This window comes from Nocardioides sp. R-C-SC26 (assembly GCF_021246465.1).
Taxonomy (GTDB): domain Bacteria; phylum Actinomycetota; class Actinomycetes; order Propionibacteriales; family Nocardioidaceae; genus Nocardioides.
The window spans coordinates 80578-100024 of the sequence record NZ_JAHRHK010000002.1 but is presented as its reverse complement, the minus strand read 5'-3'; the positions used below and the strand labels follow the sequence as shown (position 1 = coordinate 100024).

The window sequence follows — 19447 nt, the reverse complement described above, 5'->3', positions numbered from 1 at the left end:
TGGCACCTCGGCTGCTCCGCCGAGCCTCCTCACCCGGCGGGGGGACGCCGGGGGCACGTCGCCCGACGACAGTGGGGGTATGAGCCACGACGGATCGTCCACCGGAACCGGCGCACCGGCGCCTTCGGATCGCAACAGCCTGACGGTCGGACCCAACGGACCGATCCTGCTGCACGACCACCACTTCATCGAGCAGATGGCGCACTTCAACCGCGAGCGGATCCCCGAGCGGAACGTGCACGCCAAGGGATCGGGGGCATTCGGCACGCTCGAGATCACCGGCGACATCAGTCGCTACACCTGTGCGGCTGCGCTGCAGCCGGGCGCGACGACCGAGGCTCTCGCGCGTTTCTCCACCGTCGCCGGTGAGCTCGGCTCCCCCGACACCTGGCGTGATCCGCGCGGGTTCGCCCTGAAGTTCTACACCAGCGAGGGCAACTGGGATCTCGTCGGCAACAACACCCCGGTCTTCTTCATCCGCGACACCATGAAGTTCCCGCACTTCATCCGCTCCCAGAAGCGACGCGGCGGCAATGGCCTGCGCGACAACGACATGCAGTGGGACTTCTGGACCCACAACCCGGAGTCGGCCCACCAGGTGACCTGGCTGATGGGCGATCGCGGGATCCCGCGGACGTGGCGGCACATGAACGGCTACGGCAGCCACACCTATCTGCTCTACAACGAGACGGGCGAGAAGACGTGGGTGAAGTTCCACTTCATCTCCGACCAGGGCGTGGAGTGCCTCACGCAGGAGGAGGCGAACCGCATCGCCGGCGAGGACTCCGACCACCACCGCCGCGACCTCTACGAGTCCATCGAGGCCGGAGAGCACCCGTCATGGACGCTCAAGGTGCAGTTGATGCCGTACGAGGAGGCGATGACGTACCGGATCAATCCGTTCGACCTCACCAAGGTCTGGCCCCACGGGGACTACCCGCTGGTCGACGTCGGGACGCTGAGGCTCGACCGGAACCCGGAGAACCACTTCGCCCAGATCGAGCAGGCGGCGTTCGAGCCGTCCGCCGTCGTGCCGGGCATCGGCTTCTCGCCGGACAAGATGCTGCTCGGCCGCGTCTTCGCCTACGCCGACACCCACCGTCACCGCCTCGGCACCAACTACCTGCAGCTGCCGGTGAACCGGCACCGTGTCGAAGGCGCCTACACCTACCAGTTCGACGGCGCGATGACCTTCGACCACACCGGCGACCGCTCCAAGTACGCCCCGAACAGCTACGGCGAGCCGTACTCCGACCTCACCGGACCCGTCGTCGATGGTTGGGAGACCGACGGCGAGATGGTGCGCGAGGCCTACACCCTGCGCGCCGACGACGACGACTTCAGCCAGCCCGGGACCCTGGTGCGCGACGTGTTCGACGACGCCGCCCGCGACCGTTTCGTCGGCAACGTCGCCGGCCATCTCCTCGGCGGAGTGAGCGAGCCGATCCTGCAACGTGCCTTCGCGTACTGGAGCAGCGTCGACGCCGAGATCGGACGTCGCATCGAGGACGCCGTCCGCGCCGACCAGGGCAAGGACGTCGCCCCCGGCCCGACCGAGGCCGAGGAGCCGATCGGCTGAGGGCCTCAGCCGCGACGCAGGGCGAACTCGGGACAGGGGGCGACCGCGGCTCCGACGAAGGACGCCCGCACGAGATCCTCACCGCTGGGGAGCAGGTCCATCGTGATACCCCCAACGCGAGCTTCGAAGCGAGCGCCGGCCCGCTGATCACTGATCGAGCCCGGAATCGACAGGGCCCCTGCGCTCGACCGTGCGCTGACTGTCGTCGCCTGTCGGTCGGATCCACCATCAGGAGCCGAGACTCGGACGATGACGCGGATCACGCCGTCGCCGCAGTCGACGTCGCCGCGCCAGCGCCCGGTGAGATCCGCCGGCACGGTCGGTTCGGCGGGGAGCGGTGCTGCGGCTGTAACCACCACCCGGTCTGCCACGAGGCGCGCGACGTCGGGCAGGAGGGCGAGCCCTGCGATCGCGACGGCGATCACGCCGAGCAAGCGCGGCCATGGGAGGGACCGGCCGCGGGAGAAGGGTCGCGACGCCGTGCCTCGACTAGGTCGGAGTGAAGCTCCCGCCACCACCCGTCGACCGACGTCTGCGGAAGCGTTCGGAAGCGCGAGTCGTTGGGTCGCGGGTGTCGGTGCCAGCCCGGTCTGATGAGGTGCGGCCAACGCCGTTCGGGTGACGGCGTCGAGCTCGAGACAGATCTCACGCAATCGCTCGGGCGAGAGCCGTGCGGGCCGCGAGCGCAACATCTCCACCAACGTGGCGCTGTCGGCGATCATCACTTCGCGAACCCACCCCGGCGGCGGAGCATCGCCGACGAAGCACAGCACCGGCAACACACTCTGGTCGCCGCCACCACGCAAGACCGCCGCGACGGCCCGCGCTGCGTCCACGACGCCGGCAACGCTGCGGTCGCGCGATCGACCCCGCTGGCGGAGGACGCCGTCGCGCACGACGATCGGGCCGCTCCAGTTCTTCGTGTCGATCACGAAGACGCCCGGCGGACCGACCACGACATGGTCGATGTTGGCGCGTTGCCGCCCTGGCCAGCGAAGGTCGTGGAACGTCGTCCACTCGTCGGGAGGCAGCAGGGCCAACGCGGCCGCCGTGGTCTCCTCGCCGACTGCTCCCCGCTCCCAGAGTTCTGCGCGTCGCAGCTCACGCTCCGCCGCGGTGCGACGTCGCTGTGCCTGATCTCGAGCGGACTTGCCTGCCACCGTGCGACCTCCTCGCGCGCGGCGCCCGGTCCACCGCGGTCTGCGAGTCATCGGCCCGCGCGGGCCGAAGCTGAGCGGGACGGCGGTCGGGCTCGTCAGGTACCGGTGAGAACCGGCGGACGTCGTTCGAGGAAGGCCCGCACCGACTCCAGATGATCGGCGGTGGCTCCGCAACGACGCTGCGCCGACGCCTCGGCGGCCAGCACCTCGGCCAACGGCATGGTGCCGGCGACGGCGAGGAGGCGCTTGGACTCCGCGTAGGCGTGAGTCGGACCAGTCGCGAGCCGGTCGACCAGGTCACGGGCCGTGGCCAGCACCTCGTCGGGAGCAACGACGTCTCCGGCGAAGCCCCAGTCGATCGCCTGCTCGACGGTGAAGGTCTCGGCCGTCAGCACCAGTCGACGGGCGCGCATCGCGCCGACCGCCTCGGCCAGGGAGCGCGACAGGCCGGAGTCGCAGGTCAGGCCCACCCGGGTGAAGGCCGTGCCGAGCGTGACGCCGCTTCCCCATACCTGCAGGTCGCACGCCAGAGCGAAGCCGAGTCCCGCGCCGACGCAGGCTCCGTGCACGGCGGCGACGACCGGCTTGGGCATCGTGGCCAGTGCCGCGGTGATCGGGTTGAAGTGCTGCTCGACGGTGTCGGCCGCCGAGGCGGGGTCCTCCTCGAGCGACCGCACGAGGTCGCGAAGATCCTGACCGACGCAGAACGAGGCGCCGTCCGCGGCGACGAGCACCGCGCGCACACTGTCGTCGGCTCCGACGTCGGCGAGGGTCTCGACCAGCGCCGACTTCAACGCTCGGTCCAGGGCGTTGCCCTGGTCGGGGCGGGCGAGCACCACCTCGGCGACGGCGCCGCGCCGCTCGACTCGCAGCGGGCCGGCGCCCGAGGCGCTCATGCCGGACTCTTCTCATAGACGCAGACGGCGGCGCCGTCGGGCGGTCGGACGACGACGCGCCGTTCGTGCGGACCGTCGACGACCGCGCCGATCTCATAGCCGTCCACAGATCGCCACGCCTCCAGCGCGACGTCGAGGTCCGGCACCTGGACCGAGACACAGACCTCACCCGGCACCGGTTGCTCGGACTCGGCCGCGAGACCGAGCGTTGTGGTGCCGTCGGTGACGGCGGCGTAGCGGTCGCCGTCACGGAAGCGGAGCTCCAGCCCCAGCTCGTCGACGTAGAAGGCGATCGCCGCGTCGAGGCCACCCTCCGCCGGCACGATCACGTGGCCGATCCGGGCCGCGCTCACGGGCGGAACCTCGGCATGACCTCGCGGGCGAACCGCTCCACGATCTCGATGCTGCGCTCGATCGGGAGCCCGAGCCACTGCGCCCGGAAGACGAAGTGGTTGTAGCCGGCGTCGGCGAAGTCGGCCACCTTGGCGGCGATGTCGTCGGGCGACCCGAAGAAGAGCGCCTTGTGCTTGATGCCCTCCCACTGCGACTCGAAGTAGTCCATCCCGTACTGCACGTACTCCTGGTAGGAGCGCTGCACGCCCTCGCCGGCGATCTCCCATGCCTGGTCGAAGGAGTCCGCCACGCACAGGTCGCGGTGGATCGGGAAGGTCATGCCCTGCTCGTCGTGACCGGCCTCGGCGAGCTGCGCGCGGTAGTCGGCGAGATTGCCGACGGCCCAGTTGCGGCGCACGTTGCTCGGCGCCAGCCACGGCAGGCCCTGCCCGGCGATCCGCTTGATGCCGATCGGCCCGTTGGCACCGACCCAGACCGGGATCTCGGCCTGCGCCGGCACCACGCTGCAGCGGACGCCGTCGAGAGCGAAGTGCTTGCCCTGGTGGTGCACGGGCTCTCCGGTCCACAGCTGCTGCATCACCGAGAGCGCCTCGTTCATGCGCGAGACCCGCGTGCGCCTCTCCACGCCGAACGAGGCGAACTCGTCCTCCCGGTAACCGGACCCGATACCGAGCACGAACCGGCCACCCGACATCTGATCGATGGTGGCGATCTCCTCGGCCCAGTGCACCGGGTGACCGAGCGGGAGGATCAGGATCCCGGTGCCCAGCTGCATCGACCCGGTGTGGTCGATGAGCCGCGAGAGCAACGGCAGCGGCTGCGGGGTACGCAGCGAGGAGAGGTAGTGATGGATGCCGAAGAGGGAGTCGTAGCCGAGGTCGCGGATGTGCTGGGCGAACTCGATGAGCTCGCCGGCACGCCTGCCGACGTCGTCCTCGCGCTCGTACTGGTGGTCGAGCAGGATGCCGAAACGCACGGCCGACTCACGCCTCCTGGGAGCGGTCGTCGCTGAGGCGGAAGTAGGGGGCCACCAGTCGGTCGCGGTCGGCCAGCGCCTGGCTGACCCCCTTGTCGCGCCGCTCCTTGAGGAAGTTCCAGTCGCCCTCGTCGAACGAGGCGTTGGTGGCCCAGCCGTGACCGACCCAGCCGGTCATCGAGCCCAGGCCCTTGCCGCGCGCCTCCATCACGATCTGCATCATCGACTTGCCCATCATCAGCGAGTCCAGCGGCATGACCGCGATGGCGTCGGCGTAGTCGTCGACCCACTTCTCCAACTCGTCGTGCTCGACGACCTTGGTGACCAGGCCCTTCCGCTCGCCTTCCTCGGCACCGATCGCGCGCATGGTGAGCATGACGTCCTTCATCGTCGTCAGGCCCATCTTCTCGATCCAGTGGTACATGTCCTGCGGGCCCGGGCCGAGGTACCGGAACGCCGGGTGGGTGAACTTGGCGTCCGGCGTCGCGATGACGATGTCGGCCGACAGCGCGATCTGGAAGTGCCCGCCGTAGCAGTAGCCCTGCACCTGGCAGATCGTGGCCTTGAGCGACTCCACGATGGGCCTGGTGAAGCCCGAGCTCAGGACGTTGCGGTCCGGCAGGATCCGCTGGCGCTGGGCCGGACGACGGCGCGAGGCCTTGTCCGTGCCCGACTTGTAGCCGATGTAGTGGCCGAGCTCCGCGGCGTCGGCCCCGGTGCCGAAGTGGTCCCCGTTCCCCTTGAACACGATGACCTTGACGCGGTCGTCGGCCTCGGCCTCGCGCACCAGGTCGCCGACCCGCTCGAAGGCGGCGACCGGGATCGCGTTGAGGCGCTCGGGGCGGTCGAAGGTGATCGTCGCGACCGACCTCTTCTCGTCGACGTCGTAGGTGACGTAGCGCGCGAGCACCTCGGGGTCGACCTCCATGTTCTCCACGTCCCACTGGTTCTCCAGCAGCTCTGCCTCGGTCTTCTTCACGTCGTTTCCTCACTCGTGTCGGGTGGTGCCAGGGGTGGGTCGAGACGGCGGGCGACGGGTCGCTCGCCGGGTGCGGGTGCAGGGGCACCCGGTGTCAGCGGAAGGCGGGGAACACCTCGGTCGCGAAGAGCCTCAGGGATGCGCGCACCTGCTCCGCAGGCATGCCGAGCCAGCCCGGCCGGAAGATCAGGTGGTTGAACCCCAGGTCGCGCAGCGCGCCGATCCGCTCGATCAGCGCGTCGGGCGAGCCGAGCAGCAGGGTGTTGACCACCAGTTCGTCGAACCGGTCGCGCTGCCAGCGCAGCGCCGGGTACTCGGCGTAGGTGGAGTACTCGGTGCGCGCGTGCGGCAGGGCGACGTCGACCGCCCGCTCGGTGGTCGGTGCGCAGTAGAGCTCCACGCCGACGGGACGCTCGACGCGGGCCGGATCCTTGCCGGCCTCGACGAGGGCCTCGTCGTAGATCTCCACGTGCTCGGGCAGGAACCGCTTGCTCGGCGAGTTGCCCGGGGCGTACCAGGCATCGCCCAGCCGCGCGGCTCGCCGCACGGCCTTCTTGCCGCCGGCGCCCACCCAGATCGGGGGCCCGCCAGGCGTGAGCGGCCGGATCCCGATGGTGGCGTCCTGGAGTGGATAGAACTCGCCGTCGCTGGTGACCGGCTCACCGCTCCACAAGTCCCGGATCAGGCGCAGGCTCTCGTCGAGCCGGCGGAAGCGGGAGTCGGGATCGATGCCGAACGCGGCGAACTCGTTCTCGCGGTAGCCCGCCCCGACACCGAGCACGACACGGCCCCCGGAGAGGTGGTCGAGCGTGGCGAACTCCTCGGCGACGTGCACGGGGTGGAAGAGCGGCAGCAGGAGGATGCCGGTGCCCAGGGTCATCTCGCCCGAGTAGGGGATCAGGCTCGCCATCATCGAGATCGGCTGAGGGGTGGCGAGGTTGGACTGGAAGTGGTTGATCGTCCACACCGAGTCGTAGCCCAGCTCCGCGGCCAGCTCCACCGTCCCGAAGAGGTCGCGTAGGTGCGCACCGAGATCGTCGGCGTGCGGGTACTGGTGCGAGGCCATGATCCCGAAGCGCATGCCCTCACCCGACGGCGACGTCATGCGCCCTCCCCCGTCGCAGCTCCGCTGAACGCCGGCACGTCGCCCCGCTTGACCTTCCCGGCCTCGCTGCGCTCGAGCTCGGCGACGAACTCCACCCGACGCGGGGTCTTGAAGTGGGCGAGCCGTTCGCGCGCGAACGCCACGAGCTGGTCGCGCAGATCGTCCTCGGAGCCGTGTGCCGACGCGTCCTCGCGCACCACGAGCGCGGCCGGGATCTCGCCCAGACGCTCGTCCGGCACCCCGACGACGCGGACGTCGCGGACGGCCGGGTGCGCGCGCAGCTCGTCCTCGATCTCTTCGGGCCAGACCTGGAATCCGCCGCACTTGATCATGTCGCGCTTGCGGCCGACGAGCCACAGCACGCCGTCGTCGTCGACGTAGCCCATGTCGCCGGTGTGCAGCCATCCGTCGCGCACGAGATCGGCTGAGGCCGCGGCGTCGTCGACGTAGCCACGGGTGAGCTCGGAGCGCACCACGATCTCACCGGTGTCGCCCTGCGCGAGGGCCCGACCCTCGTCGTCGCGCACCTCGAGCTCGACGCCGGGGTACACGCGACCGGCCGAGCCCGGCTTCCAGAGCCCCGCCTTCATGTCGCGGCCGTTCCAGCCCGCGATGTGACCGGACTCGGTGGAGCCGTAGTTGACCAGGATCGGGATGCGGTAGCGCTCCTCGAACGCACGGCGGATGTCCCAGCTGAGGGCCTGGCCCGCGACCAGTACCGAACGCACGGAGTCGAGCGGCAGCTGCTCCTCGGCGTGCACGACGTCGTAGAGCATCGTGGGCAGCAGGAAGAGATTGTCGAACCGGTAGCGCTCGGCGAGGTCGCGCAGGCGGTCGATCCCGAAACGCTCCCAGACCACGCAGCCGCGGCCCATGTGGAGGGCGAACAGCAGTGCGTGCTGCCCGCCGCTGTGGAAGAGCGGCAGCGCGATCAGGTTGGGGGCGACCTCGGCGCGGCCGTCCCCGCCGTCGGGGCGACCGGCGGAGACCTGCGCCAGCCGACGCAGGGAGCCGCGAATGCCGCCGTGGGTGACGCTCACGGCCTTCGGTCGTCCGCTGGTGCCGCCGGTGAAGAGGATGCACGCCTCGTCGTCCGGAGCCGTCTCGACCGCAGGCCAGGCCGTGGGGCTGGACCACGCGAGCGCCTCGACGTCGGGCAGCGAGCCGAGCACGCTGCGTGCCGGAAGGTGCTCCACCTCAGGGCGCGCGAGCGCATCGGCCACGACGTCGGCCCTGGCGTCGTCGACGAGCACCAGTGCGGGCGCGGTCTTGACCAGGGACTCGGTCAGCTCGTGGGCGTTGTACAGGCTGCTGATCGTGACCGGCACGGCGCCGACCTTCCAGATCCCGTGCAGCAGTAGCGCCAGTTCGGGGCCGTTGGCGACGTAGGTCGCCACCCGCTGCCCGGCCTCGACCCCGGCTCCCTGGAGCGCCGCGGCCACGCCGCCGGCCGCCAGGTCGGCCTCGGCGAAGGTCCAGCTGCGGCCGTCCTCACCGGCGAGACCCAGCGCGTCGGGTGCCGTGCGGGCACGGGATTCCAGGATCCCGGCGAGGTTCACCTCGGCGCTCCCCGAACTCACGCGCTCACCCCGCTCGGCTGCTCGGCGACGTGCGGGATCACGTCGGCGCCGAACCGGGCGATCTGGTCCAGGGCCTCCTCCTGGCTGGCACCGACGAACTGCAGGCGCAGCGACGCCTCGGTGATGCCGTGCTCGGACTCCCACCGGCGCAGCTTCTGCACGACCTCCTTGGCCGTGCCCACCAGGCAGTCCTCCTCCAGGTAACGGTCGAGGTCGAGCTGCTGGGCGTCGTCCCAGGACTTGTAGCCCGCGTACTGCCGCTGCAGGTGCGGCCGGACCGAGGCGATCGCCTCGGCATGGGTGTCGGCGATGAACGCCTCCCGGCTCATGGGATAGGCGCGCTCCACGGAGTGCCCGTGCTCGGCGAGGGTCTCGCGGTAGACGGCGAGCATCTGGGCGACCTCGGTCTCGTTGCCCTTGGGCCCGATCAGCCACGGGCAGTCCAGCCGGGCGGCACGGCGCACGGCGGGCTCGGCGAAGGCACCGATCCACAGCGGCGGGCCACCCGGCTGCACGGGGCGTAGCGCGAGGGAGGCGCCCGGGACCTCTCCCCAGCTGCCCGCGAGGTCGTGGGACTCGCCGTTCCACAGCGCCCGCAGGATCGGCACGTAGTCGCGCAGCCGCTGCAGACGGTCGGCCCACTCCACGCCGAACGCCGTGGTCTCCCGGCGACGGTAGCCCGCGCCGATCCCGACCGTCAGCCGGCCGTCGCTCAAGACGTCGAGCGTGGCCAACTCCTCCGCGAGCGCGATCGGATTGAGCAGGGGCGCGAGCAGGACACCGAACCCGATGCGCACGCGTGACGTCGCGTGCGCGAGGTAGCCCGCGAGCGGGATCGGCTGCACGAACGCCGACTGCGCCAGGTAGTGGTGACCGAGCATGACCGACTCGAAGCCGCCCGCCTCGGCCGCGACGGCCTGGGCGAGCACGTCGTCCACACCCGCGACCGCCGACGCGGCCGGGTCGAACTGCGCGCTCAGGAAGACGCTGACCTTCACCCCGCGACCGCTTCCATGGCCTCGTCGGCCGCGGCGCTGGTGCTCCGTGCGGCTGCCTCGTCCTGGGCGCGGAAGTGCGGGATGACGTGCTCGGCGAACATCTCCATCGAACGGAGGGCCGCGCTGCGCTCCAGACTCGGGATGCGGAGCCAGCCGATGTAGTGGGTGATGCCGAGCTGGTCGCGCAGCATCTCGATGGTCTCGATGACCTGCTGGGGAGAGCCGAAGTTGCCGCCGTGCGTGAGGGTCTGCTCGAGGGTGAGCAGCTCGATGTTGCGGGCGACGGCCTCGTAGTAGGCCTTCTCCTTCTCCATCGCCTCCTCCGATCCGGGGATCACCTTGCCGACCGACTTGTAGTAGGTCAGCGCCGCCTGGGCGGCCTGGCGCAGCCCCTCCTCGCCCTCACCACACCAGACCTGCTGCATGAAGGGAAGGTCGTAGGAGGCCATATCGTGACCGTGCTCGGTCATCGCGGAGCGGTAGAGGTCGTAGTTCTTCTTCATGATGCCCAGAGGCGTGAAGTTCGGCGAGGTGATGATCCGCTCGCCGACGGCGCCACGCTCGGCGAAGCTCTCGGGCGAGACGGTGCCCTGCAGGATCGGCGGCCCACCCGGCGTGAAGGGGCGCGGGTAGGTCGTCACCTTGTCGTAGCGGAAGTGGCGGCCCTCGAAGCTGAACTCCTCCTGGCTCAGCGCGAGGCGGATCACCTCCAGCGCCTCCTGGTAGCGGGTCTTGGACTCCTCGAGCGGGATGCCGAAGCCGGCGAACTCCAGCGGCTGGTAGCCACGGCCCACTCCGATGGCGACACGCCCGCCGGTGAGCACGTCGAGGGTGGCGATGTCCTCGGCGAGACGCAGCGGATCGTGCAGCGGGATCACCAGGACGGCGGTACCGATGGTGATCCGGCTGGTGCGCTCGGCAACGGCCATGCCGAAGTTCAGCGGGCTGCCGAGGATGCCGTAGGTGGAGAAGTGGTGCTCGGCGAGCCAGACGGAGTCGAAGCCGATCTCGTCGGCGAGCTGGATCTCCTCCAGCGTCTGCCGCAGCACCTGGTGGTCCGACCCGCCACCCTCGTTGGCGGGGAACAGGTTCATGATTCCGAACTTCACAGCGACTCCTCGATTATTCCGACCAGACGGTATGTTACGGGCCTTCGCGTGCCACGGCAAGGGCCACGCACCAGGCGGTGTGTGAGCTGTTGTCAGGGGCGGGGCGCGGTGGCGGCGATCCGCAGCTCACCGACCCGACGGCGGTGCCACGAGCCGGCACCGAGCGTGGCGTCGAGCACGAACGCCCGACGCAGGTAGAGGTGCGGGTCGGCCTCGCGCGTGATGCCCATGCCACCGTGCACCTGGATGCACCGCTCCGCTGCGAAGACGGCGGCCTTGCCCGCTGCAGCCTTGGCTGCATGGGCTTGGATCGCGGCATCCGGACGGCCGTTCTCCACCGCCCAGGCGGCGTGGACGGTCAGATCCCAGGCAGCCTTGCCCGCGACGGCGACGTCGGCGAGCTGGAAGGCGACGCCCTGGAAGGAACCGATCACCCGACCGAACTGCTGTCGCGAACGGGCATGGTCGCCGGCCAGCGCGAGTGCGCCCTGCGTCAGTCCGCAGAGCTCGGCAGCGACGACGAGCGCCGAGCGCAACGGCCCCTCGGCCTGCGTGGGTCCACTCGCTCGGGCGGCACCCGTGACCACGACGTCGGCCAGCGGACGCGCTTCGTCGAGCGACTCGCGCGAGGTCCAGTCACAACCGGCCGCGTCGACCAGTCGCGCGCCGTCGGTGCCGAGCGCGACGACGGCGTCGGCACCGATGTCGGGCACGAGGGTCTTGGCGGCCGGCGCGTCTGCCCTGTCGGCCAGCCCGGCCCAGCCGGACACGCCCGGTTCGTCGACGGCGAGCGCCCACACCTCACGGCCCTCCAGAGCCGGCTCGAGATCGACGTCGGATCCCACCAGGGCCTGGACCGCCGCGGCGTGCACCGACAGGCGCGAGGGCACCGCCCAGCGACCGAGCGCCTCGACGGCGATCATCAGGTCGACCAAGGAGGATCCGACGCCGCCGTCGGCCTCGGGTACACCGAGGACGGCGAAGTCACGCAACAGGCCGGCGTCGGACGCCGGCGCGCTCCAGCCGTGCTCCAGGCAATGGCGCGCGTGCGCCCGCTCGCCCTCGGCGACGCTGCGAACGGTCTTCTCCAGGTCTGACTGCTCCTGGGTGAACGTGGCCCGCACCGGGCCCTCCTCTCAGCGCGAGCGGGGCAGGTCGAGGACCCGCTCCGCCAGGATCGACTTCTGGACTTCCTCGGTGCCGCCCTCGATGGTGTGGGCCCGCGCGCGCAGGTAGCGCCGCATCCGCGAGGCCGCACCCTGGTCGTCGAGCAGCACTCCGCCCGCGACGTCGAGCTGCACGGCGAGCCGGTTGGCGTTCTGCACGACACCGGCCCACAGGCTCTTGAGCGCGGAGGTCTCCGGCCCCGGCACACCGCCGGCCTGGGTCTCCCCGACCATCCGCATCGAGCCGACGCGGACGGCTTCGGCGTCGCAGTGCAGCGCGCCGATCGCATCGACCACGGCCGCGTCGGAGAGCGCGCCGGTCTCAGCGGCGATCTCGATGACGCGGTCGACCGCCTGCCGCGCCCAGACCCAGAGGTTGAGCGCCATGCTGCCGCGCTCGAAGGCGAGCGTCGTCAGCGCGACGCCCCAGCCCTTGCCCACGCCCCCGAGCACGTCTTCGTCGGCGACGAACACGTCGTCGAGGAACATCTCGTTGAACTCGGTGTCCCCGTTGATCATCACCAGCGACCGGACGGTGAAGCGGTCCATGTCGGCCAGGAAGTAGGTGATGCCGGCGTGCTTGGTCGCCTCGGCGTCGGTGCGGGCGAGGAGCATGCATTTGGTCGCGTGGTGGGCGTTCGAGGTCCAGATCTTCGAGCCGTTGATCACCCACCCGCCGTCCACCTTGCGGGCCGAGGTGCGCAGGCTCGCCAGATCGGACCCGGAGCCGGGCTCGGAGAAGCCCTGGCACCAGTACTCCCGACCCTCCAGGATCGGCGGGAGGTAGCGCGCGATCTGCTCGGCGGAGCCGTGCGTGAGGATCGTCGGTCCGGCGAGCATCGTGCCGACGCCGTTGAGCGGGTACGGAGCTCCGCGCCGGGCGCACTCCTCGTTGAAGATCCCCTGCGCGAGGGCGTCCAGTCCGCGACCGCCGTGCTCGACAGGCCAGTTCAGCCCGACCCAGCCGCCTGCGGAGAGGCGGTCCTGCCAGACCCGCGACCACTCCTCGCGCTCGGCCTGAGGCAGGTCCTCCTGGTCGGGGATGTCGGCGAGCGCCTCGTCGAGCCAGGCCCCCACCTCCTCGCGGAACGCGAGGTCCTCCGCGGAGTCGTCGAAGTCCATCAGGACACCTCCTGCGGCTCTCGCAGCCGCGCCTTGTAGAGCTTGCCGTTGGGATCGCGCGGGAGCGCGGGGTGCACGAGGTAGTCGCGCGGGCACTTCACCGCGGCGAGGTGCTCGGCGGCGTAGGCGCGGATCGCGTCGAGCGCGACGTCGGGGTCGGCGTCGCCGGCGAGCACGACGTGGGCGATCGGCACCTCGCCGAGGTCGGGGTCGGCGCGCCGCACCACACCGACGTCGGCGACCTGCGGGTGGCCGAGCAGGACGCCTTCGATCTCGGCCGGGTAGACGTTCACGCCACCGACCAGGATGAGGTCGCTGGCCCGGCCGGTGAGGAAGAGGAACCCGTCCTCGTCGACGTAGCCGACGTCCCACACGGTCAGCAGTCCGTCGCGGCGCGCGCCGGCGGTCTTGCCGGGGTCGTTGTGGTACTCCACGACGTCTTCGCCCTGACGCATGTAGACGATGCCCTCGGTTCCGACGGGCACCTCCTCGCCGCGCTCGTCGAGGATCTTCAGCGTGGAGATCGACGCCGCACGACCGACGGTGCCCGGGTGCTCGAGCCACTCCTGCGGGCGCGCGATGGTGGTGCCAACCTCGGTGGAGCCGTAGTACTCATAGACCACCGGCCCGAACCAGTCCATGATCTGCTGCTTGACGTCGCGCGAGCAGGGCGCCGCTCCGTGGATCACGTAGCGCAACGAGGAGACGTCGGCCGCGGCACGGACATCCTCGGGCAGCTGCAGCAACCGGTTGAAGTGCGTGGGAACCATGCTCGTACCGGTGATGCGCTGCCGCTCGACGCGAGCGAGGAAGCCCTCCGGCGTCCAGCCGTCCATCAGCACCATCGTCCCGCCGGCATGCAGGGCGCCCATGGCCGGCGTGATGTTGGCCGAGTGGTAGAGCGGCGCGGAGACCAGCCAGGCGCCGAAGGCCTCGCGCGCCATGCCGAACTCGGCGAAGAGCCAGACGTAGCTGCGAGCGCCGGTGTCGGCGTCGACCCCGGAGAGCGGGCGCTTGACGCCCTTGGGACGACCGGTCGTACCCGAGGTGTACATCATCAGCGACCCGGCCGGCGTGTGCTCGGGCGACGTGGACGGCATGCCCTCGGTCAGCGCCGTCCAGGGCCGGGAGCCGTGCGCGGGGCTGCCGTCGACGACGACGTCGACCGGGGTCCCACCCGCGGCTGCGGCTGCGGCCGCGGCGACCACGACCTCCTCGGCTCGTTCGGAGCAGACGACCAGGCGCGCGCCGGAGTCGGCGATGATGTGCGCGATCTCGCGCGGCGTCAGGTGGTAGTTCACCGTGACCAGGTAGATGCCCGACTGCATCGCGGCCAGGTAGAGCTGCACCATGCCGGGCGAGTTGGTCATCACGCAGGCCACGGTGTCCCCGGGCTGCAGCCCGTGCAGTGCCGTGAACCCGTGGCTGATTCGATGGACCTCGGCGGCAAGCTCCCCGTAGGTGAGGGTGCTGTCGTCGGCGGCCACGAGGGCGGTCAGATCGGGTTCTGCCGCCGCCCAGAGGCGGAAGCCGACCCGGTCCAGCTCACTCATGGTCTCCTCCTTGAGACAATTCCGACCATTCGGTATGTTCTGCCGTCACAGTAGACGGGACCCCACACCTTGTCCATACCCGACACCTCATCCACTCCCCCGCGGCCACCGGCGGCCCCGGACGCCGAACCGCGCCCGGTGCCCCTCGACGTCGAGCATGCCGCGGCCCACCAACGCCGCGAGATCCCGGCGCCGAGCGACCTGGGCCACGGGATCACCGCGATCCCCGTGCCGCTCGCCGGGAGTCCGCTGCGCTCGGTGATGGCGCACGCCATCGAGCCCTCCGCGGGTCTGGTGCTCGTCGACGCCGCCTACCGGCACCCCAGCTGCTGGGACGCCGCCGTCGCCGCGCTGGCCACCCGCGGGCAGCGCGTCGAAGACGTCGCGGCGGTGCTGATCACCCACAACCACCCCGACCACGTCGGTTTCGCCGAGCGGGTACGTCAGGTGTCCGGCGCCGAGATCGTGATCCACGCCGGCGACGACTTCGCCCGGCAGGCGGCCACGCGCGGCGGGTTCCTGGAGCAACTGCAGAACGCCCTGGTGGCCTCCGGTGCGCCGGACGACGTCGTGAGCGCGATGTACGACGCCGCGGTGACGGTCGCCGTCCACGACGAGAGCCTGGTGGCCGACCGGGTGATCGACGGCGTCACCGACCTTCGGTACGGCGACACCGTGATCACCGCACTGCCGACGGCCGGGCACACCTACGGCCACGTCTGCTTCGGGCACCAGGACGGCGTCCTGTTCACCGGAGACACCCTCATGCCCGAGGGACAGGTCCAGCTCGCGATCGCCTCGCGCCCCGACGACGACCCGATCGGCGACCTGCTCGCCAGCCTCGACGCCATCGCCTCCTTCGGCGCCTCGGTCGCCGCCCCGGCTCATCAGTACCCCTACCTCGACCCCGGTGCCCGAGCCCGCGTCCTGCGCGACCACCACGCCCGCGAGCTCGCCCAGGTCGCGAGCCTGGCGCGCGACCACGAGACGGCCTGGGAGATCGCACCCCACCTGTCCTGGCCCAAGCCGTGGAGCGAGATGGGCCTGGGCACCCAGCGCTTCGCGCTCATGCACACCGCCGCGCTGCTGCGCGGCGTCCCCGCCCGCTCCGCCAGTGGCTGAGAACCCGCCTCACCCGGTCTTGTGACCGTCGCAGAGCGACCTCCTCGACCACCAGTGACCGCGCGCGACGTCCCCGGCCAGCGGATCAGTCGTAGGACCAGGACGGCGTGAGCTGCGGTCGGAGGGCGCGGAGGTCTCGTTTGAGGACCTTGCCGGACGGATTGGTGGGGAGATCGGAGACGACGAAGATCTCCTTGGGCACCTTGTACGGCGCGAGTCGCTCCCGGGCGTGGCCGACGAGGTCGTCGACCTCCAGGCCCGGGCGGCCGACGACGAACGCCACCGGAACCTCCTGCCACCGCGGGTGCGGTGCGCCCACCACCGAGGCAGCGAGCACCAACGGGTGGTCGGCGAGGGCGGCCTCCACCTCGGCGCTGGCGATGTTCTCGCCACCACTGCGGATCATGTCCTTGAGCCGGTCGCGGATCGTGAGATAGCCGTCCTCGTCGATCACACCGACATCACCGGTGTGGAACCACCCGTCGCGGAACGCCGCTGCCGTCGCATCAGGGTCGTCGAGGTAGCCGGGACTGACCTTCGGGCCCCGAGCCACCACCTCTCCGTCGACCCCCGGAGGTACCGGCCGACCGTCGGGGTCCACCACCCGGACGTCGACGCCCACGAGCGGAAGCCCGACCGAACCGAGCTTGCTCTCCATATGGGCGGCGTCGAGGTAGGTCAGGCCGCTGCAGGTCTCCGTCAGCCCATAGCCCTCGATCAGCCGAGCGTTCGGGAACAGCTCACGCGCGACGACGAACAGCGCCGGCGTCACCTGGCTGAAGATCAGCCATTCGACGCTGGTGAGGTCGTAGGGCGTCCCTGCGTCTCGTGCCCGATCGGCCTCGCGCCGCACCAGATCGAGCATCGTCGCGGCGAACACCATGCCCTGCGCCCGCTCGGCGCTGATCGCCTCGAGCACCGACGGCGGATCGAACCGCCTCAGCAGCACCATCGCGCCGCCGACGTGCCAGATGCCGTAGCCCGGAAGATCGGTGCCACCGACGTGATACAGCGGCGCGGCGTTGAGGATCGTGTCGCCCGCGCGCAGACCGAGGTCGACGACCTGGGCATGCATGTTCGCCCTCACGTTGCCGTGTGTGAGCAGCACGCCCTTGGGCAACGACGTGGTGCCCGAGGTGTAGACGATGCGCTGGAGGTCGTCGGCGCCGAGGTCGGCGTCGTCCACCTCGGCGCCTCGGTTCACAGCGACGAGCTCCCCCACCGACTGCCAGCCGTCGACGTCGGGGATCGGCTCCAACGCCAGCTTCAGCCGGAGAGCTTCGTGGTCGAGCAGATCGAGTGCCGACGTCGTGAGGTCGGCGAACTCCGGCACCGTCGCCACGGCGACCACGCCGGCGTGGTCCAGCAGCTGGGCGAGCTCGCGGGGCGTGAGGCGATAGTTCAGCGGCACCAGGACGCCACCGACCTTGGCGAGCGCGAGGCCGAGCTGCAGGTACTCCGGCACGTTGTGCGCGACGACGCCGATCCGGTCACCGCGCCCGATGCCATGGGCGACCAGACCGGCGGCGAGAGCCTGCACCTCGGCCTCGAGCTCGGCGTGGGTCCAGCGGCGGCCCTCGAAGACGAGCGCCGTGCGATCGCCGAATCGCCGGGCGTTGCCTCGCAGCATGCGGGCCAGGTTCTCGGTCATCGCTCCTGGGTCTCCCGCGCTTGAGCCTCCTGCTGACGCAGGATCGTCTTGAGCACCTTGCCTGAGTCGTTGCGCGGCAGCGAGTCGACGACGTCGACGTGCGCAGGCACCTTGAACCGCGCCAGGTGGGCGCGGCAGTACTCACGGACCGCTTCCGCGTCCAGTCCGCTGCCGGAGCGCGCGATGACGAACGCCTTGGGCACCTCGTCCCACCGGTCGTCGGGCACGCCGATCACCGCGACCTCCGCGACGTCGGGGTGGCCGGCGATCACCCGCTCGACCTCGGCGCTGGCGACGTTCTCGCCACCGGACTTGATCAGGTCGGTGCGACGGTCGACGAACCACAGGTAGCCGTCGTCGTCGAGGTAGCCGACGTCACCGGTGAGGAACCAGCCGTCGCGACGCGACCGTGCCGTGGCCTCCTCGTCCCGCCAGTAGCCGGGCGAGACCTTCGGACCACGGACGACGATCTCGCCGGGCTCTCCCGGCGGCATCGGGCGCAGTTCCTCGTCGACGACTCGCAGGTGCACCTGCGGGAACGGCGCCCCCAGCGCGCCGACCTTGGACACCTGATGTGCTGCGTCGAGGTAGCAGGCGCCGTTGGTCAGCTCGGTCATGCCGAAGGTGTCGATGATGCGCACATGCGGCAGCTGCTCCTTGACCCGCAGCCGGACGGCGGGCGCGACGCCGGCGAACAGCAGGTAGCGCAGCGACGAGACGTCTCGGCGATGAGCGGTGGCCGTGTCGGGACCGACCAGGTCGAGCAGGCCGAAGAGGATCTGCGCGGCAAGCACCATGCCGGTGATCTGCTCGCGCTCGACGAGCTCGGCGATGTCCTCGGCGGCGAAGGTCGGGCCCATCACGAGCGTGCCGCCTGCGGCGAACGTCGCCAACCCCGGCGCCTCCAGTCCGCTGACGTGGAAGAGCGGCGCCGACATCAGGATGCGGTCGCGCTCGGTGAGCTCGAGCTCGAGCACCTGACCCAGGTGGTTGGCCGCGACGTTGCCACAGGTGTGGATCACGCCCTTGGGCCGAGCCGTGGTGCCGGAGGTGTAGAGCAGCCGGTGCACGTCGTCGGCGTGCTTCTCCGCATCGGGGACGCGGACGCCGTCGGGTTGGGCAGCCACGAGGTCGGCGAGTCGGTGCTGACCGACGGCGTCGGAGTCGCCCATCGCGATGCCCAGGCGCAGGCCGGCCTGGTCGTGCAGGGCGGCGGCATCGGCCTCGAAGTCGTCGTCGTGCACGAGCACGGCGATGCCGGCCTGGTCGAGCACGTAGGCCTGCTCGGTCGGGTGCAGGCGCCAGTTGAGCGGCACCGAGACCGCGCCGATGCGTGAGAGCGCGAGCAGCACCAGCAGATAGGTGGCGTGGTTGCGTCCGAGCACTCCGACGAGATCGTCCGCCCCGACTCCGCCGGCCACCAGCGCGGCGGCGTGCCGGTCGACGTCGCGGTCGAGCTCGGCGTAGGTCCAGCGGCGCTCGCCGTCCACGAGCGCCTCACGGTCGCCGCGGCGCAGCCGCTGGCGCCGCAGCACCTCACTGGGATTCAGGGTCGCAGCCATGGCAGGCCCGGCCCCGCCAGGGGAGCTCATGACGTCTCGTCGTTCGCCGCGCGGTAGGCCAGGATCTCCTCCCGCGTGGGGAGCGAGACGAACTCCAGCAGGTTGCCGTCGGGGTCGCGAGCGGCGAACGCGTGGATGTAGCCGTAGTTCTCCAACAGCACCCGATTCGGTCGGGTGAGCGGGGATCCGCCCTCGGCCACGACGCGGTCGTAGAGTTCCTCCAGCTCCGGCAGGGGTACCTCGAAGCTCAGCAGGAAGGTCCCGAGCTCGAGGTGCCCCGCCGTCTCCGAGCGCTGCGTCTGGCCGTTCCACTCGATCAGCTCCAGCTGACCGACGCGGGTGGGCCCCTGCAGGTACTGCACCTTGCCCGTCGTGCCGCTCGGCAGGCCGAGGGAATCCTCGATGCCCGGGCCGCCGACGTCGGAACGCAGCGTGCGGGTGTACCCGAGCGCGCGCTCGTAGAACCCGGCGGCACGCTCGAGATCGGAGACGGTCATCGCCACGTGGTGGACTTCGCTGACAGGCATCGGACTCC

General features: G+C 70.7%; 17 protein-coding genes. 2 read left to right on the top strand and 15 right to left on the bottom strand.

Features of this window, described 5'->3' with window-relative positions:
- Window positions 1-79: 79 nt before the first annotated feature.
- Complete coding sequence (locus tag KSO97_RS02175; protein ID WP_232676236.1) at window positions 80-1579, top strand: catalase; 1500 nt, start codon at window positions 80-82, stop codon at window positions 1577-1579.
- Window positions 1580-1584: 5 nt separating this feature from the next.
- On the opposite strand, the gene KSO97_RS02170 is transcribed toward KSO97_RS02175, so the two are convergent.
- The 12 genes from KSO97_RS02170 to KSO97_RS02115 all read right to left on the bottom strand — a co-directional run bounded on the left by KSO97_RS02170 (window position 1585) and on the right by KSO97_RS02115 (window position 14577).
- Complete coding sequence (locus KSO97_RS02170; RefSeq protein ID WP_232676234.1) at window positions 1585-2739, bottom strand: nuclease-related domain-containing protein; 1155 nt, start codon at window positions 2737-2739, stop codon at window positions 1585-1587.
- 95 nt (window positions 2740-2834) lie between these two features.
- A complete protein-coding gene (locus KSO97_RS02165; protein ID WP_232676233.1) occupies window positions 2835-3635 on the bottom strand; it encodes an enoyl-CoA hydratase/isomerase family protein in 801 nt (266 codons plus the stop codon).
- Window positions 3632-3988 carry a VOC family protein gene (locus KSO97_RS02160; protein WP_232676231.1) on the bottom strand — a complete coding sequence of 119 codons (357 nt, stop codon included), beginning with the start codon at window positions 3986-3988 and terminating at the stop codon, window positions 3632-3634. The genes KSO97_RS02165 and KSO97_RS02160 overlap by 4 nt, the downstream gene beginning before the upstream one ends.
- A complete protein-coding gene (locus KSO97_RS02155; protein ID WP_232676230.1) occupies window positions 3985-4965 on the bottom strand; it encodes an LLM class flavin-dependent oxidoreductase in 981 nt (326 codons plus the stop codon). The genes KSO97_RS02160 and KSO97_RS02155 overlap by 4 nt, the downstream gene beginning before the upstream one ends.
- Before the next feature lie 7 nt (window positions 4966-4972).
- Window positions 4973-5944 (bottom strand): enoyl-CoA hydratase/isomerase family protein, encoded by a 972-nt coding sequence (locus KSO97_RS02150; protein WP_232676229.1) that lies wholly within the window; start codon window positions 5942-5944, stop codon window positions 4973-4975.
- Window positions 5945-6038: 94 nt separating this feature from the next.
- Window positions 6039-7049 carry an LLM class flavin-dependent oxidoreductase gene (locus tag KSO97_RS02145; RefSeq protein WP_232676228.1) on the bottom strand — a complete coding sequence of 337 codons (1011 nt, stop codon included), beginning with the start codon at window positions 7047-7049 and terminating at the stop codon, window positions 6039-6041.
- A complete protein-coding gene (locus KSO97_RS02140; RefSeq protein WP_232676227.1) occupies window positions 7046-8629 on the bottom strand; it encodes a class I adenylate-forming enzyme family protein in 1584 nt (527 codons plus the stop codon). Before KSO97_RS02140 ends, KSO97_RS02145 begins: the two co-directional genes overlap by 4 nt.
- Window positions 8626-9627, bottom strand: a complete 1002-nt coding sequence (locus tag KSO97_RS02135; RefSeq protein ID WP_232676226.1) for an LLM class flavin-dependent oxidoreductase — start codon at window positions 9625-9627, stop codon at window positions 8626-8628. Before KSO97_RS02135 ends, KSO97_RS02140 begins: the two co-directional genes overlap by 4 nt.
- Window positions 9624-10736: an LLM class flavin-dependent oxidoreductase gene (locus KSO97_RS02130; protein ID WP_232676224.1), complete on the bottom strand. Its 1113-nt coding sequence runs from the start codon at window positions 10734-10736 to the stop codon at window positions 9624-9626. Before KSO97_RS02130 ends, KSO97_RS02135 begins: the two co-directional genes overlap by 4 nt.
- A 92-nt stretch (window positions 10737-10828) precedes the next feature.
- On the bottom strand, window positions 10829-11860 hold the full coding sequence (locus KSO97_RS18125) for an acyl-CoA dehydrogenase family protein (RefSeq protein ID WP_232676223.1): 1032 nt from the start codon (window positions 11858-11860) through the stop codon (window positions 10829-10831).
- 12 nt (window positions 11861-11872) lie between these two features.
- Window positions 11873-13024: an acyl-CoA dehydrogenase family protein gene (locus KSO97_RS02120; RefSeq protein WP_232676222.1), complete on the bottom strand. Its 1152-nt coding sequence runs from the start codon at window positions 13022-13024 to the stop codon at window positions 11873-11875.
- Window positions 13024-14577 carry an AMP-binding protein gene (locus KSO97_RS02115; RefSeq protein WP_232676221.1) on the bottom strand — a complete coding sequence of 518 codons (1554 nt, stop codon included), beginning with the start codon at window positions 14575-14577 and terminating at the stop codon, window positions 13024-13026. Before KSO97_RS02115 ends, KSO97_RS02120 begins: the two co-directional genes overlap by 1 nt.
- A gap of 138 nt (window positions 14578-14715) precedes the next feature.
- Here KSO97_RS02115 and KSO97_RS02110 point away from each other — a divergent pair, with 138 nt between their 5' ends.
- Window positions 14716-15699: an MBL fold metallo-hydrolase gene (locus KSO97_RS02110; RefSeq protein WP_232676220.1), complete on the top strand. Its 984-nt coding sequence runs from the start codon at window positions 14716-14718 to the stop codon at window positions 15697-15699.
- Between the two features lie 85 nt (window positions 15700-15784).
- On the opposite strand, the gene KSO97_RS02105 is transcribed toward KSO97_RS02110, so the two are convergent.
- From KSO97_RS02105 to KSO97_RS02095, 3 genes are read right to left on the bottom strand one after another with little or no spacing between them, the layout of a single operon-like run.
- Window positions 15785-17350, bottom strand: coding sequence for a class I adenylate-forming enzyme family protein (locus KSO97_RS02105; protein WP_232676219.1), 1566 nt, complete (start codon window positions 17348-17350; stop codon window positions 15785-15787).
- Window positions 17347-18942 (bottom strand): AMP-binding protein, encoded by a 1596-nt coding sequence (locus tag KSO97_RS02100; protein ID WP_232676218.1) that lies wholly within the window; start codon window positions 18940-18942, stop codon window positions 17347-17349. The genes KSO97_RS02105 and KSO97_RS02100 overlap by 4 nt, the downstream gene beginning before the upstream one ends.
- Window positions 18939-19439, bottom strand: a complete 501-nt coding sequence (locus tag KSO97_RS02095) for a VOC family protein (RefSeq protein ID WP_232676217.1) — start codon at window positions 19437-19439, stop codon at window positions 18939-18941. Before KSO97_RS02095 ends, KSO97_RS02100 begins: the two co-directional genes overlap by 4 nt.
- Window positions 19440-19447 lie beyond the last annotated feature (8 nt).